Source organism: Desulfomicrobium salsuginis, from assembly GCF_054657795.1.
The window spans coordinates 47,058-63,242 of record NZ_BAAHYA010000001.1 but is presented as its reverse complement, the minus strand read 5'-3'; the positions used below and the strand labels follow the sequence as shown (position 1 = coordinate 63,242).

At 60.8% G+C, this 16,185-nt stretch carries 11 protein-coding genes; 5 read left to right on the top strand and 6 right to left on the bottom strand.

Going from position 1 to position 16,185, the window contains the following annotated elements; all coding sequences use genetic code 11:
- Positions 1–2 precede the first annotated feature (2 nt).
- Positions 3–671, bottom strand: a complete 669-nt coding sequence (locus tag ACYQ3G_RS00195; RefSeq protein ID WP_028578622.1) for a response regulator — start codon at positions 669–671, stop codon at positions 3–5.
- 1,228 nt (positions 672–1,899) lie between these two features.
- Between ACYQ3G_RS00195 and ACYQ3G_RS00190 the strand changes: the two genes are divergently transcribed.
- Positions 1,900–2,376 carry a tetratricopeptide repeat protein gene (locus ACYQ3G_RS00190; RefSeq protein ID WP_459821237.1) on the top strand — a complete coding sequence of 159 codons (477 nt, stop codon included), beginning with the start codon at positions 1,900–1,902 and terminating at the stop codon, positions 2,374–2,376.
- On the opposite strand, the gene ACYQ3G_RS00185 is transcribed toward ACYQ3G_RS00190, so the two are convergent.
- The 5 genes from ACYQ3G_RS00185 to ACYQ3G_RS00165 all read right to left on the bottom strand — a co-directional run bounded on the left by ACYQ3G_RS00185 (position 2,342) and on the right by ACYQ3G_RS00165 (position 8,735).
- Entirely contained in the window at positions 2,342–3,124 is a 783-nt protein-coding gene (locus ACYQ3G_RS00185; protein WP_459821235.1) for an Hpt domain-containing protein, read from the bottom strand. The genes ACYQ3G_RS00190 and ACYQ3G_RS00185 overlap by 35 nt on opposite strands.
- Positions 3,125–3,182: 58 nt before the next feature.
- On the bottom strand, positions 3,183–3,845 hold the full coding sequence (locus tag ACYQ3G_RS00180) for a response regulator (RefSeq protein WP_459821233.1): 663 nt from the start codon (positions 3,843–3,845) through the stop codon (positions 3,183–3,185).
- A gap of 511 nt (positions 3,846–4,356) precedes the next feature.
- Positions 4,357–5,013 carry a response regulator gene (locus tag ACYQ3G_RS00175; RefSeq protein ID WP_028578619.1) on the bottom strand — a complete coding sequence of 219 codons (657 nt, stop codon included), beginning with the start codon at positions 5,011–5,013 and terminating at the stop codon, positions 4,357–4,359.
- Between the two features lie 54 nt (positions 5,014–5,067).
- Entirely contained in the window at positions 5,068–6,519 is a 1,452-nt protein-coding gene (locus tag ACYQ3G_RS00170) for an HlyD family type I secretion periplasmic adaptor subunit (protein ID WP_459821230.1), read from the bottom strand.
- A gap of 2 nt (positions 6,520–6,521) precedes the next feature.
- Positions 6,522–8,735 carry a type I secretion system permease/ATPase gene (locus ACYQ3G_RS00165; protein ID WP_459821228.1) on the bottom strand — a complete coding sequence of 738 codons (2,214 nt, stop codon included), beginning with the start codon at positions 8,733–8,735 and terminating at the stop codon, positions 6,522–6,524.
- A 338-nt stretch (positions 8,736–9,073) separates the two neighbouring features.
- Here ACYQ3G_RS00165 and ACYQ3G_RS00160 point away from each other — a divergent pair, with 338 nt between their 5' ends.
- The 4 genes from ACYQ3G_RS00160 to ACYQ3G_RS00145 all read left to right on the top strand — a co-directional run bounded on the left by ACYQ3G_RS00160 (position 9,074) and on the right by ACYQ3G_RS00145 (position 16,001).
- Positions 9,074–9,457 carry a response regulator gene (locus ACYQ3G_RS00160; protein WP_459821226.1) on the top strand — a complete coding sequence of 128 codons (384 nt, stop codon included), beginning with the start codon at positions 9,074–9,076 and terminating at the stop codon, positions 9,455–9,457.
- A gap of 559 nt (positions 9,458–10,016) precedes the next feature.
- Positions 10,017–10,367 (top strand): Hpt domain-containing protein, encoded by a 351-nt coding sequence (locus ACYQ3G_RS00155; RefSeq protein WP_459821224.1) that lies wholly within the window; start codon positions 10,017–10,019, stop codon positions 10,365–10,367.
- Between the two features lie 41 nt (positions 10,368–10,408).
- Positions 10,409–13,207, top strand: a complete 2,799-nt coding sequence (locus tag ACYQ3G_RS00150) for a hybrid sensor histidine kinase/response regulator (protein ID WP_459821222.1) — start codon at positions 10,409–10,411, stop codon at positions 13,205–13,207.
- Positions 13,200–16,001, top strand: a complete 2,802-nt coding sequence (locus tag ACYQ3G_RS00145; RefSeq protein WP_459821219.1) for a hybrid sensor histidine kinase/response regulator — start codon at positions 13,200–13,202, stop codon at positions 15,999–16,001. The genes ACYQ3G_RS00150 and ACYQ3G_RS00145 overlap by 8 nt, the downstream gene beginning before the upstream one ends.
- Positions 16,002–16,185 lie beyond the last annotated feature (184 nt).

The following is a 16,185-nucleotide window of genomic DNA, read 5'->3' as shown; positions in this document are numbered from 1 at the left end:
CCCTATTTTTTTGACTTGCTGTTGTCTAATTCATCAAAAAAGTGGATGCTTCCTCTGCGGAGTTCGTTGCAGCTATTCATGCCTAATTTTCCAAGGATATTCGATCTGTGTTTGTTTACAGTTTTTATGCTAATGTATAGTATGTCCGCAATATCTTTGCTTCTTTTTCCGTCGATTATGTATTTAACGACTTCTTTCTCTCTGGATGTGAGATTATGTAGTGCTGGTAGAGTTTTCCTCTGTCTGTTGACGAATAAATAATCTTTTACAATTATTTTTGCGAGTTTTGGGCTAATGAATAGTTCATCTGCCAATGCATATTTTATGGCTAGAAAAAGTTCTTCAGGGTTTGATCCTTTCAAAATGTACGCGTTGGCGCCATATTCCAATGTTTCATATATCAATTCATTGTCGTCGTATGAAGAAAGGATGATTATTTTTATATCAGGAATCGTTTCCTTAATTTTTTTCATCACAACAGTTCCTGGCTCGTCAGGGAGGTGCAAGTCGAGTATGACGACGTCCGGAGCGCTCTGCCTGCAAATCTGAACGGCTTCCGTGCCCGTTGCGACATGTCTTTCGACAGCATACTCTCCCTGCATTTCAAGCATCGATTTGAGTCCTACGCGCAGAAGGTTGTCGTCCTCGACGAGCAGAATTTTGTGAAGCATCACACATACCCCTCTTTGTATAAATGATTTTGTCGCGATTAGAAATGCTTTCCATGTTTCTTCATATCCGTAATGAATCTTTACGACATTCATGCTTTTCGATTAATTGAAATTATTAAGTATTTGTTGCTTTATTTACTAAGTATTTCTTTGTTTGTCTGTTTTGTTTAATGCTCATGCATGAGTAAATTTTGTTGTGTTGAGTACGCATAAGTGCGTATTTGTTTTTGAGTACAATGACGTTTCCCTTGACGATGCTTGATCGTTTTTCTTCGGAAATGATTTTCAATATAAATTCATATATTTATATATTGTGTCACAGGCGTTTTGCTGCCCACTCTTGCCGCAGACTCATGAAGCGCCCCCTCTTTTTCCTTCTGCATTTCCTTGATGACTGAGGATTTCATAAGAGTCTCGTCCCCTGAATTTCCTGTAAAAATCGCGCACGACCCAATGCGTCGTACCCGCGCAGGCAGGGTTCCGCATTGTTTTGGATGGTCAGCGCGGCATGAACTCCCGTCTTCATGGGGACGGCGAGTTTTTGCAGCGGCGTTCCATCTGGCTGGTCATGATGCACTCGGGTTTCTCTCCTCCCCCCTGCGTCATCGCCGCCGGCGCTGCTTCCATGTGCGCCCTCGCATTCCCGCAAGCTCCCTTTCTCTGCCCGTTTCGGATTTCCTGCGTATCAGACGCCGCTGTCTTGTCCGCCCCTGACGAGAGCCGGCCTTTTTTGCCGCGAGGCATGCGCGCATGTCCTCTCGGTGAGGCAGGAATGGCCTGGTTCGTTCGCGCGGGTTTTGCCATGGCGATGTCGTTTTGCTGTCGAAGCCTGGTGATTCCGCATCTGCCTCTGCGCGACGTTGTACCGATCATGTGTCATGTATAATGATGGCACGTGATATGCTTATTTTTTTATATTGGTGAATATGAGTATTTAATATTTAAATTTATACGTAGTATGTATTTATAAATTTGACATAGGCATATATGAAAATATGTACATGGAGGAAGCGTCATGGCTATGTCGGAGAGACTGTGCGCATGTTTGTGCTGTGTTGTCGTGGTTGCCCTGCCGTTGGCCGGGGTTGCTGGAGATATGCCGGTCTTGGGGGGCGGGGATGCCGGATTGATTTCGAGTCGGTCCAGAAACTGTCCTGACAACGTGGGTGGGCAGGGACGCAAGCCTGGCGGTTGGGTTGGGGCTGACGGCTCTTCAACCGCTGCCGCCATGGAGGTCGGATCCGCGGCCGTCCATTTTAGGCTTGCCGAGGAATTGTTCCAGGCCGGGCGTCTAGATGCGGCCCTTTCGAGCTATACGCTGGCCATCACTCTTGAGCCGAACCACGCCGGGGCGTTGCAGGGCCGGTGGAAACTGTGCTCGCGGCTTTCGCTGCATCGTCAGGCATTGAAGGATCTGAGCAGGTTGATCGAACTCATGCCGGGCAGGGCCGACTTTTATTACGAACGTGGACGGATGCTGCTGAAATTGAACAGCGTCAGGGATGCGTACCGGGACTTCCTGCGGGCCTATGAACTCGACCGGAGATATCCGCGCCCGACGCTGCTCGAGGACGAGGCACCGACGGGCAAGGTTCTGGTTGCGAAACGAACCCGTTGGACCGGGGATGCACTGTGGCCGGTTCCGAAATCATCCGGAGGGAGAACTCGATTCAGGATTCCCGGAAGAGCCTGTGCTGACGCGTGATGCAGGCGTCAATGCTGTGGTTTGTTCTGTGGATGAGCGCTTCGAGGCGTTGCAAGAGGTCTGCGCTTCGTCCCGGGGCGGGAGATTGGGTGCACGAAGACTCGATCTGTTTGGCCAGGGCATGGATATCCAGCGCCCCTATCATGGCGGAAGATCCTTTCAGACTGTGGGCGAGCCTGCGGCACTCCCTCGTGTTCGACTTGGCCGCGTTCAGGGTGAGGTCGTCAAGGAGTTTGCGGCTGTACTCCGGAAATGCGCGCAGTGTCGCAACGTACGACTGTTCCAGTCCCATGAAGTTTCGAATTCCGATCGGTATGTCGATGCCGTCGATTTCCGGATATTCCGGGTTTTCGGCCGGGGCTTCGACGTCATATCGTTCTTCGGATGCGGCGGCGGCCAGAAAATCGAGCACCTCGTCCGCTTGGAGAGGTTTGCTGAAAACGCGCAGCCGAGTCGCCGGGACCGGACTCGAACCATCGGGACCGCCGGCGGTAAGGAGGGTGATTTTCTCCGTCAGAGATCCGTCGAGGGCGATCATGATGCCTGCCAAGTCAATTCCGTTCACGTTAGGCATGAACAGGTCGAGCATGATCAGGTCGTAGCGGTTTTCGCCGACCAGGCGCATGGCATCATCAGGAACCGCCGCGAGATCGACGGTTGCTCCAAGGTGCGTCAGGATTTCGGCGGCCACAAGACGGCTTATTTCGTCGTCGTCAACGAGAAGGATGCGTCTGCTGCTTAGCGTCATGCCTGCTAACCCCATGTGTCCAACGGGTTGATCGGGAACTGGCCGTCATGGCTGCCGGCTATTCAGCCTGCTTCATGAAATCAAGCAAATACAACCCGCCCTGTCGCAATTCATTGAAATTGTGAATGCCGATCTTCTGCAGAATGTTCGAGCGGTGCTTGTCGACGGTCTTGATGCTGATGGAGAGCATGTCGGCTATTTCCCTGCTTTTTCTGCCGTCGAAAATGTACCTGACCACTTCCAGCTCTCTCGGGGTCAGGCATTGCAAAGTCGGGAAGCCCTTGCGCTGGCGTGTGGCGAAAAGGTAGTCTTTGACGATTGTTTTCGCCAGCCTCGGGCTGATGAAAAGATCGTCGTTCAGGGCGTATTTGATGGCGAGAAAAAGCTCGTCGGGATTTTCTCCCTTGAGAACGTAAGCATTCGTGCCGTACTCGAGCGTCTCGAAGAGCATTTCGTCGCTGTCGCAGGCCGTGAGCACGATGATCTTCACCGTCTTGTCCTTTTCCCTCAGCCTTTTGAGCACTTCGGTGCCGGGCATGTCCGGCAGGCGCAGGTCGAGCAGGACAATGTCCGCATGCTGCTGGTTGAAGGCCTGGATGCCTTCCCTGCCAGTGGCCACGTCCGCGTCGACGACGTAATCCTCTTTCATGCCGATCATGGATTTCAGTCCCATGCGCAGCAGATTGTCGTCTTCGATCAAGAGAACCGTGCTTTTCGGCATGATAGTTCGCCCCTGGATGGAGTGTGTTGAGGTTGCCGCAATCCCAGATCTACGGGGCCGTTGCGAGTCGGCGTGGCCGAGGTCCACGCCCGCTCGGCGTCAATCATGTCCGGCGCGTCTGGCCGGGGTAGCGGCCGGTGCCGTCCGACGTGTGGCCCCCTGTCGTCCCGCCGCAGAGGTTTCGGTGTCGCGCGATGGGGAATGCGGAGCGAGAGGCAACGCCATGTTCATGATGTGTACGGTCTGCCCTGTGGAGGCTGACTGAGCGGGCCGTTTTACGGATGTTCGGCAACCTGGGTGAACCAACCATCAGTCTGAGGCCGACTTCGAAGATGCGGGCCTCAGACTGATGGTATTTCTTGAGGAAGTAGCTGAGGGATGAGCGCTCAGCAACTGGTGTGATTATGTATTTTGGTGGGATCTTATAATGGAAGATGCGTATGCGGCTCGTGTTTGTTGGTGTGGATTGCCGAAATGTTCCTGTTTGCGCTTGTTGGTGCGTTTGTTGGAGTTAGTCTGTCAACATGTTGTCCAGAATGTACATTTTTCGATGGCGCAGGTCAGCCAAGCTGCTTAGCCCGAGTTTTTCGAGGATGTTCGAGCGATGCTTGTGAACCGTCTTGACGCTGATGAACAGCACGTCGGCGATTTCCTGGCTTTTTTTGCCATCGATGATGAGCCTGACGATTTCCTTCTCTCGCGATGTCAGATCGTTCAGAGGCGGCAGGGTCTTGCGCTGGCGGTTGACGAAGAGATAGGCGTCGACGATGACCTTGGCCAGTTTCGGGCTGATGAACATTTCATTCTGAAGTGCGTAGTGCATGCCCAGAAAGAGCTCTTCGGGCCCGGCGCCTTTGAGTACGTAGCAGTTGGCCCCCAGTTCCAGCGCATCGAAGAGCAGGTCGTCCTCTTCGTGGGCCGTGAGCACGATGACGGGGACGTTTGGCGCGGTCTGTTTCATGGTGCGCAGGACGTCGATCCCGGAGATGTCCGGCAGCATGAGGTCCAGAAGGACGATGTCGGGGCTGGTGGTCTTGAAGAGTCGGACGGCTTCCTTGCCGCTCCCCGTGTCGGCCTCGATGGCGTATTCCTTGCGGGCTTGCACCATGGCTTTGAGCCCCAGGCGCAGCAGATCGTCGTCTTCTATCAGAAGGATGCGTTTTTTCATGGCAGACTTCCCCCCTTGGGACGTCTGCCATGTAGAGCGTGGGAATTCAAGCCCCTATCTTTCGTGCAAAGCTCCCCTCGTCGTTTTGATGATGGGTTTCAAGATGTACTCGAGCACCGTCTTCTTGCCCGTCAGCACGTCCACCTCGGCCACCATGCCCGGAATGATGGGTAGTTCCTTGCCGTTCCTGTCCGTCAGCGAGGCCGTTTTCGTGCGCACTTTGATGAGGTAGTAGCTGAGCTTCTGCTGCTCTTCCGTGATGGCGTCGGCGCTGATGTGCTCGACGGTGCCGGGCATGCTGCCGTAGATCGAGAAGTCGTAGGCCGTGATCTTGACCTGCGCGTCCTGCCCAGGGTGCAGGAAGGCGATGTCCTGGGGCAGGACCTTGGCCTCGACCAGCAGGGTGTCCTCCCGGGGTACGATTTCGAGCATCTCCTTGCCCGCGCCCACGGCCTCGCCGATGGTCGTGACGAAGACCCGCTTCACGGTCCCGTCCACGGGCGAGCGGACGCTGGTGCGGTCCATCTGGTCCTCCAGGGCGGGGAGCTTTTCCTTCCGGCCTTCCATTTCGGCACGTACGGCGTTCATTTCCTTGAGGATTTCCGAGCGATGCTTGCTTTTTTCCTCCTCGATGCGGTGCGCCGCACCGTCCAGGGCCGCGGCCACCTTGGGGATGGCGATGCGTGAGTCGGCAATCTGTCCCGTAAGTTCCGTCAGTTGCCGGCGGGCGCGCAGCAGTTCCATGTCCGAGGCTGCCCCCTTGGCGACCATGGTCTGGATCATGTCTACCTCTTTGGTCAGCAGCGTGTACTGACGTTGCTGGAAGTCGAGCTTGTTGCGGAGTTCCTTGAGCTCCTGGGACCGCTGCTCTCTTGTCGTTTCCAGCACCGTCAGGGCCGAGCGGCGGTTGTCGTTGCGCGATCGAAGGAGCTGGCGCTGGCTGTCCAGCACATGGGGCTTCTCGTCCTTGACCTCGGCGGGAAAATCGATGTCGTTCTTACCGGCGAGTTCCGCTTCCAGCCGGGCGATGGACAGAACCTGGTCGAGGTAGGTCGACTGCTGCTCCCTGAAGCGCGAAGCCATCTGCGTCTGATCGAGGAGGACGAGGACCTGCCCCTTGGTCACGCTCTGGCCTTCGCGCACCAGGATTTCCTTGACGATGCCGCCCTCGAAGTTTTGGATCCGCTTGATCTCGGTGGACGGAATGACCTTTCCCGCGCCCCGGACGGACTCGTCCAACGGGGCGTTGGCCGCCCAGATCAGGACGACGGCGAAAAGGACGGCGATGGCGATGAGCATGAGGTTGGCGGAGATGCGGCTGCTGCTGGTGATGTCGTTCAGCTCCGTGGAGAAATTCTCGTACGGGGCCTCGGGACGTGCGCACGACGTGCCGAAGGAGGTGACCCCGGAATTGGCGTTTCCGCAGGTCTGGCCGCCGGAAGTCTGTTCCTGCTGCATGGGCCGGCCGGCCGCTTCCGGCCGTATTTCAGCGGAGGTGGTGTTCATGTTCATTGTCTGGCCTCCATGTTCTCGCGCGGAGTCTGGTTGGTGGAGATGCCTCCCGTCTGGAGTTGGCGCATGATCGCGTCCTTGGGCCCGTCGGCCACCACCTGTCCGTCGTCCATGACGATGATGCGGTCCACCAGGTCGAGCAGCGACGGGCGGTGGGTGATGAGCAGAAGGGTCCGGCCGTTCAGGAAGGTCTTGAGCCGTTGCACCAGGAGCGCCTCGGACTGGGAGTCCATGGAACTCGTGGGCTCGTCCATGATCAGGATGTTCGGGTCGCGGACCAGGGCCCGGGCAATGGAGATGGACTGGCGCTGCCCGCCGGACAGAGTGGCGCCCCGCTCGCCAACGTGCAGTCCGTAGCCCAGGGGGTGGGTGCGCATGAAGTCATGGGTGCCGGACAGTTGCGCCGCGCGCAGGATGTCCTGGTCCGAGGCCTGGGGGTGGGCCATGCCGATGTTCTGCCGTACCGTGCCCTGGAAGAGGGACACGTCCTGGGGCATGTAGCCCGTCCAGCGCCGCAGGTCCGCAGGGTCGATCTGGCGCAGGTCCGCGCCGTCCACGAGCACGGAGCCCTGGTCCGGCGCATAGAGGCTCAGGGCGAGCTTGCCCAGGGTGGACTTGCCGGACCCGGTCCTGCCCACCACGCCGATGCGTTCCCCCGCCTTGATGCGGATGCTCACGTCCTTGAGGGCGGGCAGTTTGGACCCGGGATAGGAAAAGGTCACGTTCCTGAATTCCAGGCTGCCTTCGAGTCTCGGCCTGTGCAGGAAGGCGCCCGTGTTCTCGCGTTCCACGGGCAGGGCCATGACGCGGTCCAGTTCCTTGTAGGCGCTCATGGTGTGGTGCAGGCGCGTGATGAGCTGGGCGATCTGGGCGAAGGGGCCCATGACCCTGCCGCTCAGGATGGAGCAGGCTACCAGTCCGCCGGTGGTCAGGTGGCCTTCCTTGATGAGATGGACGCCGACGATGATGATGATTACGTAGGCCGACTGCTGCACGAAGCCCGTCAGGTTCATGGCCAAGTGGGACAGGGAGCGGGAGCGTACGGCGTGCTTGGCGCTGTCCGCGGTGTCGCGCATCCAGCGCTTGCGCATGGCCGCCTCGCAGCCCAGCCCCTTGACGGTTTCGATGTTGCCGAGGGTCTCCACCAGCACCGCGTGTTTTCCGCTGCCCATGGCCATTGCCGTTTCGACGGAGTTCCTGATGGGTACGTGAATGGCCAGGCCGATGAGGATTGTGATGGGCAGCACGGCCATGAAGACGAAGGCGATGGGCCCCCCGATGTACCAGAACATGGCGATGAAGATGACGATGAAGGGCAGGTCCACGAAGCTGACCAGGGTCGCGGAGGTGAAGAAGTCGCGCAGCACCTCCAGCTCGCGCAGCAGGTTGGCGAAGGAGCCCACCGATGCCGGCCTGTCCTTGAGGTGCATGTTCAGCAGTTGGTCGAAGAGTCTGCCTTCCAGTTCGACGTCGATCTTCTTCCCGGTGTTATCGATGAAATGTGCGCGCAAGGTCTTGATGACGAAATCGAAGGTGAAAACGATGGCCACCCCGATGGCGAGCACCCAGAGGGTCTCCAGGGCGCTGTTGGGCACGACCCGGTCGTAGACGTTCATGACGAAGAGCGGCGAGGCCAGGGCGATCAGATTCAGTATGGTCGCGGCCACGGCGACCTGGGCGTACGCCTTCCCGTTTCGCAGCAGCGCGTCGCGGAGCCAGTGTCCCTTTTCCCTGAGAGGGGCGTCCTCGCGCGCCGTTCCGGTCCTGGCCGGCATGAGATACAGTACGTGCCCTTCATAGAGCTCTTCCAACTCATGCCATGGTACGGCCTTCTCCCCTCCGTCGAGAGCCGGGTGGGTGATCGTCGCCGTCTCCGCATGCATGTCGATGAGCACGCAGGTCTGGCCATCCTTGAGGAAGAGCACCGCCGGCAGGGCGAAGCGCGCGATCTGTTTGAGCGGACTGCTCACGATCCGGGCCGAGAGGCCGGCGTTTCGCGCCGCGGCCTGCGCCATACGCGGGGTCAGCCTCCCCTGTTCGTCGAGTGGCAGGCCGGCGAGGAGCGACGCCGGCGAGAGATTGCGTCCGTGGTGGCGGGCGACGAAGAGAATGCCCTGCGTGAGGGCGTCGGCGGCCGGCGCAACCGGGTCATGCCCGCCGTCCTGGACGTGGGTGCCGTCTCCCAAGGCTGTTTCCGTCAAGTTCAACATGAGTTCCCCCCTGTGTTTGTTCGTGATGATGCCGTGGCCTTGGCGCCCGCTCGGTCGAAAAGCCTTGGGGCTCGGTAGCCGTTTTCCGCGCATGACTACCTGCTACCGGAGAGAGGGTATGAGAATAATTCATAGTGGAACGTATTTTGGCAGGGTAATTATACTTAATTATGTACATAATATTTTTCGACATCGACCGAATATTGTATATATGGTGAGGCATAATCGTACGAAGTTCTTGCCCTGAACATGGGCATGGACGTTCAATGCACGGAACCGGGCCGGATTGTCGGCCTCCGTTTTCTGCCGTGTGACGGGCGTTTCGGGAGAAAGCTTAAGTGATAGAGCAAAGAAAATCGCGCGTGCTGCTGGTCGATGACTCCGAGTTCAATCTCGATGTCATCGGAAGTGTTTTGTCCGCAGCCGGAGTGGAGGTGGTGACGGCGGGAAGCGGGGTCGAAGCTCTGGATCTCCTGGCCTCCGCCCAGACCTTCGATGTCGTCCTTCTCGACGTGCAGATGCCCCGGATGGACGGCCGGGAAACGGTCAGAAGAATCCGCAGTGACGGTCGCTGGCCCGATCTTCCGGTCCTGGCGGTGACGGCCTCCACCGTTGAGGGCGAGCGGGAGAAATGCCTTGAGGCTGGAATGAACGACTTTCTGACAAAGCCCGTGAATTTCGAGGCATTGCTCGAGTCGCTGGCCCGGTGGACTCGAAGATAGCCCGACATGGCCGCAGGCTGCCATCGGGAGGGGCGCCGGGTCCACGGATGTGTTTTATCAGGTGGACGGTGGCTTTGCCCGCATTCGGTGAAGAATCTAATTTCCCTGTATATTTTCTCTGTTGCCGCTGCTCTGTCTGGACCGATGTATTGCAAAAGAGGTCCAAGGTAGTGTAGGGATATTTCGCGCCTTACATTTTTGTCGGGCGATCCTGCTCGCGCTTCGTCCGATCCTTGATATCAATCAGTTTTGTGGCCGTTTGACGTCTTACGCTTTCATCCCGGATGCAGGCCCAAAGGGCGCTTGCGAATGGCGTTTGTGAGCCTGGCAGGGACGGCTCCCTGCTCCGTGGGGCGTCAGCGGTGCTTCTCCAGACTGACCGGTGGCATTCTTCCTGAGGCTGTCGGCCTATATACGGATTTCCTCGTATGTTATCGCCGGTCGCGGTGAATGCTCATGCGCATTGACCGTGCGCTCCTCGGGCTGCAGTGGGAGCGGACCGATTGCAGCCTTCCTTTCCGAAATCGTGCAGCCCTTCGAAAGATTCCTGGAGGATGCCATGGCCGAACAATTCGTGACCCTTGATGTCGACGAGGCTTTGCAGAGGTTCAGCGGGAACAGGCAGATTTTCAGCCGGTTGCTGCTGCGTTTTCTCGAACTCAACGCCGATGTCGCGGGCAGGGCAGAGGATGTCGTCGGGCGCGGCCAACGCGACGAAATCGCGCTTTTCTTCCATTCCATCAAGGGCGGTGCGGCCAACCTCTCCGCCAAGAGGCTCGCCGCCAAATCGGGGGACCTCGAGCATTCCGCCATCAAGGGCGACATTGACGCCGTGAGGGCGGAACTGCCGGTGTTCACCGACCTCTTCGCGCAGTTGAGAGCCGTGGCCGCCGATATCGGCAATCCCTGAATGTCCTCGCGAAGCCGGAATGTGACAGGGTGGGGGAGGGCATGACCGCGCACGGATTCCTGTCCGCGCGCGTCCTGGTATTGGTTGCGCTCGTCGTGTGCTGGGCGCTTCCGTCCGCGGCCACGGGTGTGGGAATGTGCGTCCTTGAAGGTTCCGTGGAGGAGTACGACCTGCGGCCGTACATGCTCTTCCTGGAGGATCCCGGCGGGGACCTGACCATCAACGACGTCGCGTCTCCGGAACTGGCCGGCCGTTTCGGGCCGCCTCCCAAGGGCCACTTCAATTTCGGCTTCACCTCCTCGGCCCTGTGGTTCCGTTTCACCATCGTCGACGGGGAACCGGGCCTCGCAGGCGGCAAGCAGCCGCCGCTCTGGATTCTGGACCCGGGCTGGCATCTGTACGACACCATCCATCTCTACGTGCCGCGCCCCGAGGCCGAGGGCGGATGGCAGGTCTATGCCGTGGGGCGGCTGCTGTCCGTCCCGGGCGAAGGGGAGAAACGGTATTTCCAGCTTCCCCCGGCCTTAAGCGACCCCGTCACGTGCTACCTCCGCGTGGCCGGCATTCGGCCGCTCATGGTCGCCCCGACCGTCGCCACCCTCGACCGCACCCTGCGCGTTAACGGCTTCAAGACCCTGGGGACATCCCTCCTGCTGGGCTTCTTCGCCACCCTGGTGATCGGCAACCTGGCCATCTACCTCTATACCGGCAACGGCAAGTACAAGTGGTTCGTGCTCAGCAACCTGACTTTCGCCAGTTTCGTCGCCACCGCCAGCTACCAGCACCTCATCGCAATCAGAAACCTTCCGACCGTCATCATGACGATCGGTCTGGTGGGCCAGGCCATCGTCGCCACGACGGTCAGGACGTTTTTCGAGTTTCGTCGGCACAACAGAAGACTCAACATGGTCCTCCAGGCCGCCGTCTGGGCTGTCCTGGGGGCTGCCGCCTCCGCGCTCGTCCTGCCCGAGGAACTCCACCCGAAGCTGTCCATCTACGCGGTCATGCCCCTGACCCTGGTTGTCTTCTTGGCCTGTTTCGACAGTCTGAAACGCAGCCGTGTCCCTGCGCTTCTTTTCTTGTGCGCGTGGGGCCTGACGACGCTGCTGGCCTTCTCCTACAACTGGGCTCTGAAGGGCGGCCTTCCCTTTGCGCATCCCAGCTACATGTGGGTCGCCTTCGTGGGAGAGGCAATCTGCATGTCCATCCTGCTGGCCTACAACATCGAGACCATCTCGGCGCAGCGCCAGGCCGCCGAGGCCATGGCCAAGGCCCGGTCATCCTTCCTGGCCGGCATGAGCCACGAGATCCGCACACCCATGACCGCCATCCTGGGGTTCCTGAATCTGTCCCTGCAGCTGGGGGCCGGCGGGCAACTGCGGCAGTACCTGCTGCGGATCGAGGCCGCGGCGAAGCACCTGATGGACATCATCAACGACATCCTGGACCTGGCCAAGATCGAGGCCGGCAAGGTGGAACTGGAGGCCGGGCCCCTGGACCCGGAGGACCTGCTGCATGAAGCCGCGGACATCCTTGTCGCCCGCGCCTTCGAGAACGGCAACGAACTGGTGCTCTCGCTCGAACCCGGGCTGCCACGCAGCGTGACCGGGGACGCCCTGCGCCTGCGGCAGGTCCTGATCAACCTGGGCGGCAACGCGGTCAAGTTCACCCGGGGCGGCACCGTCCGGCTGGCGGTGTCCAGGGCCGAGGACGCCATGCCGCGGCAGGACCTTGTGCGGCTTCGTTTCGAGATCAGCGACACAGGCATCGGCATCGACCCGGACGTCCTGCCGCGCCTGTTCCAGTCCTTCGAGCAGGCCGACTCGTCCACGGCCCGGGTCTACGGGGGCACGGGCCTGGGCCTGAGCATCAGCCGGCGGCTCGTGCGGCTCATGGGCGGGGACATCTCGGTGCGAAGCCGGCCCGGGAAGGGCTCGACCTTCGGGTTCACGGTGCCCCTCGGTCTCGATCCCGACGCCGTTTTCCCGGAAGGTCCTCCGGCCCCGGAGCACGGGGCGCTGAAAGTGCTGGTCGTCGAGGACAACCCGGAAAGCCTGGCTTCCCTGGAGGCGATCCTGTCCGCCATGGGCCACGCGCACGCAGCGGCGGGCTCGGCGGCCGAGGCGTCTCGTCTGGCCGCGTCGGAGCGTTTCGACCTGGTTCTGCTGGATTGGGATCTGCCGGACATGGCCGCGCCGGAGTCCGTGCGTCTGTTGCGCTCTTCGGAGGGTACGGAGGGAACGCCGGTGGCGCTCATGACCAGCCCTGCACGGCCCGAGGTCGAGCAACTGGGCCTGGGCCAGCTGGGCGCCCAGGGAATACTGGCCAAGCCGTTCACGGCCTCGTCGGTGGAAGGGCTCTTCAGGCAGATCCTGGATGGCGGGGCGGCCGTCGCGGTTGATGCATGCACGCCGGCCGATGCGCCGTGCGATATGGAGCGCGCCCGTGGCCTGCGTATCCTGCTGGTGGAGGACAACCTGTTCAACCAGGAGCTTTTGGGCGTGATCCTCACAGAGGCCGGGGTGGAACTGGAGGTCGCGGACAACGGCGCCGAAGCCGTGCGCCGGGTGACGGAAGGGGAGGCCCCGGACGTGGTGCTCATGGACGTGCACATGCCGGTCATGGACGGCTTCGCGGCCACGCGGGCCCTCCGGGGCGACGGGCGTTTCGGAGCCCTGCCGGTCGTCGCCATGACTGCCGACATCACTCCCGAGGACAGGTCGCGGTGCCTGGAGGCGGGCATGAACGACCATCTGACCAAGCCGGTGGACACCGGGGAGCTTTTCAGCGTCCTGGTCAAGTGGGGGCGCCAGGCCCCGCAGGAGGCGCGTCATGAGTAGCGGTCCGACCCCTGCGCTCGCGGCCCGTGCTCCGCGCCGGGCGCTTTTCGTCCTGCTTGCGGGCCTGCTGCTCGTGCACGTGTGGAGTTCCCGGGCTTTTGCCGTCGGCGTGTGCGTGCTGGGCGGGGAGAGTGACGAGTACGACCTGCGGCCCTACATGGAATATCTGGAGGATGCGGACAGGCAGCTGACCGTGGATCAGGCGGCCGCGTCTGAGACCGATTCGCGGTTCGGCCCGCCGCCAAATGGGCGCTTCAATTTCGGGTTCAGCAACTCGGCCCTGTGGTTCCGGTTCACCGTCAGGGAACTGCCTTCGGACGGGGGCGGGCTGCCCCGCTACTGGATTTTCGATCCGGGCTGGAATCTGTACGGCACCATCGAACTCTTCGTGCCCGACTCGAGCGTTCCCGGCGGATGGAGAACATACGACTCCGGCTATCTGCTCTCGACCTCCGGCGACCAGGAACGTCGGCAGTTCCGCCTGCCTACGGGGCTGACGGCCCCGACCACCTGCTACATCCGGGTCACGGGCGTCCGGCCGCTGGTCCTGAGTCCGCACATCACGACCATCGACCGCGCCATATGGGTCAACGACGTGAAGGTTGCGGGCACGGGTTTGGTGCTGGGCTTTTTCTGCACGATGATGATCATCCATCTGGCCATCTACCTATACACCGGAAACGGCAAGTTCAAGTGGCTGGTCCTGGGCAACCTCTCCTTCGTCGGTTTCGTGGCCCTGACCAGCTATCAGCATCTTGTCACCTTCAGGGACATGCCGGCGGCCATCATGATGGCCGGCCTGGCGGCGCAGGGTTTTCTGGCCTGCGTGATCAGGGAGTTTTTGGAGCTCCGGAAGCACAACAGGAGGATCGATGCGGTCATGCTTTTCTGCATCTGGTCGGTTTTCGCGGTGGCCGCCTGCGCCTTTTTCCTGCCGCCGGGAATGCAGGGAAAATTTTCCATGAACATGGCCGTGCCCCTATCGCTGATGGGGGCGTTGGCCTGCATCGTCAGCCTGAAGCGCGACCGGGTGGTTCCAAGCATCTTCCTGATCGCATGGGGCGGAGCGGTCACCACCATTTCCTTCTATAACCGGGCCGCTCACGGGGCCTTTTCCTTCGCGCACCCGTCTCTCATTTGGGCCGGGTTCGTATGCGAAGGCCTGGCCATGTCCATCCTGCTGGCCTACACGGTCCAGAGCATGGCCGTGCAGCGCCAGGCGGCCGAGGCCATGGCCCGGGCCAAGAGTACGTTTTTGGCCAGCATGAGCCACGAGATCCGCACGCCCATGACCGCCATCCTCGGATTTCTGAACCTTTCCCTCCAACTGGAGGCCGAAGAGAGGCTGCGTCAATATCTGCTCAAGATCCGCGCCTCGGCCGATCATCTCATGGGCATCATCAACGACATTCTGGACCTGTCCAAGATCGAGGCCGACAAGGTGGCGCTGGACCTCAGGCCCTTCGATCTGGACGCGATGCTGGACGAGGTGGGGGACATCCTGGCGCCCAAGGCCTTCGCGAACGGCAACGAACTGGCGATCTCCGTGCTGCCCGGCCTCCCGTCCCGCCTGGTCGGCGACCCGTTGCGGCTCAAGCAGATTCTGGTCAATCTGGGCGGCAACGCCATCAAGTTCACCCATGACGGCACGGTCCGTCTGGCCGTTACGGGCGCCGAAGACCCGACGACGCCCGCGGGGAAGATCGCCCTGCGCTTCCAGGTCGTGGACACGGGCATCGGCATCGACGAGGCCGTGCTGCCCCGCCTGTTCGATTCATTCGTCCAGGCCGACGCATCCACCGCCCGCAACTTCGGCGGCACGGGCCTGGGCCTGAACATCAGCCGCAGGCTGGTGCACCTCATGGGCGGGGACATCGCGGTGCGCAGCCGGCTGGGCGAGGGCTCGACCTTCGAGTTCACGGCGGTGTTCGACCCTGACCCGGAAGGCCCGGCCGCGGGGCGTGCCATGGCCCCGGGCATCGGCCCTGTGCTGGTGGCGGAGAGCAGGCCCGCAAGCCGGGATGCCGCGGAACATGCGGCGGCGCGCCTGGGCCTTTCGAGCGTGTGCGCCGGTTCGGCGGAGGAAGCCGCCCGCATGGCGTCAACAGAAGATTTCGGCCTGATCCTGCTGGACTGGGACCTTCCGGACATGAGCGGACCCGAAGGCGCGGACCTCCTGCGCGGGGCGAAACCCGCGCCCCAGGCGCCGGTGGTGCTCATGACCAGCCTGGCCCGGCCCGAGGTCGAACGGTTCCGGCCCGAGGAGCACGGTGTCCGGGGCGTGCTGGCCAAGCCATTCACCGCGGCGTCTCTGGGAGACATGCTGCGGCGGGCCAGGGGTCTTGGCGGACCTGTTGAACGGGACATGAACGGCATGTCCGCCGAGGAACTGCGAAACCGCGAGCTGTCGCGCGGCCTGCGCGTCCTCCTGGCCGAGGACAATCCGGCCAACCAGGAACTCATCGGCCTGATCCTGTCCCAGGCCGGAGTGCTGGTGGACGTCGCGGGCAACGGCGCCAAGGCCGTGGACCGCGTTCTCGACGTGTCGCTTCCTCCCCTGGACGCCGTGCTTATGGACATCCACATGCCCGAGATGGACGGGTACGAAGCCACGCGGGCCATCAGGACCCACCAGCGGTTCGCCCGACTGCCCGTCATCGCCCTGACCACCAACGTCCTGCTAGGCGACAGGGAACGATGTCTGGATGCGGGCATGAACGCGCATCTGGCCAAGCCCGTGGACGCCGCCGAGCTTTTCAGAACACTGGCCGCTCTCGCGGTCCGACCCTCCTGACGCATACGTCGCCGCGCCTTCCGCTGCCGCATCCATATATTCCTCGCATGTCGTGTTTGAAATGTGATTGATTGCCTGACGCCCTTGAGGCTCGCCATCCGTCGTCGGCGCCCGTGACGTCGTCCCTTTCCCTCTGCCGTTTTCTTCTCTCCCTTTTTCGATCCCCGCCGCTGCCTTTCGAAGA

Coding starts and splice junctions, on each gene's coding strand:
- ACYQ3G_RS00165 (WP_459821228.1), bottom strand. CDS start 8,735: ATGTTGAACTTGACGGAAACAGCCTTGGGAGACGGCACCCACGTCCAG.
- ACYQ3G_RS00185 (WP_459821235.1), bottom strand. CDS start 3,124: ATGACGCTAAGCAGCAGACGCATCCTTCTCGTTGACGACGACGAAATA.
- ACYQ3G_RS00195 (WP_028578622.1), bottom strand. CDS start 671: ATGCTTCACAAAATTCTGCTCGTCGAGGACGACAACCTTCTGCGCGTA.
- ACYQ3G_RS00175 (WP_028578619.1), bottom strand. CDS start 5,013: ATGAAAAAACGCATCCTTCTGATAGAAGACGACGATCTGCTGCGCCTG.
- ACYQ3G_RS00180 (WP_459821233.1), bottom strand. CDS start 3,845: ATGCCGAAAAGCACGGTTCTCTTGATCGAAGACGACAATCTGCTGCGC.
- ACYQ3G_RS00155 (WP_459821224.1), top strand. CDS start 10,017: ATGGCCGAACAATTCGTGACCCTTGATGTCGACGAGGCTTTGCAGAGG.
- ACYQ3G_RS00150 (WP_459821222.1), top strand. CDS start 10,409: ATGACCGCGCACGGATTCCTGTCCGCGCGCGTCCTGGTATTGGTTGCG.
- ACYQ3G_RS00145 (WP_459821219.1), top strand. CDS start 13,200: ATGAGTAGCGGTCCGACCCCTGCGCTCGCGGCCCGTGCTCCGCGCCGG.
- ACYQ3G_RS00170 (WP_459821230.1), bottom strand. CDS start 6,519: ATGAACACCACCTCCGCTGAAATACGGCCGGAAGCGGCCGGCCGGCCC.
- ACYQ3G_RS00190 (WP_459821237.1), top strand. CDS start 1,900: ATGGAGGTCGGATCCGCGGCCGTCCATTTTAGGCTTGCCGAGGAATTG.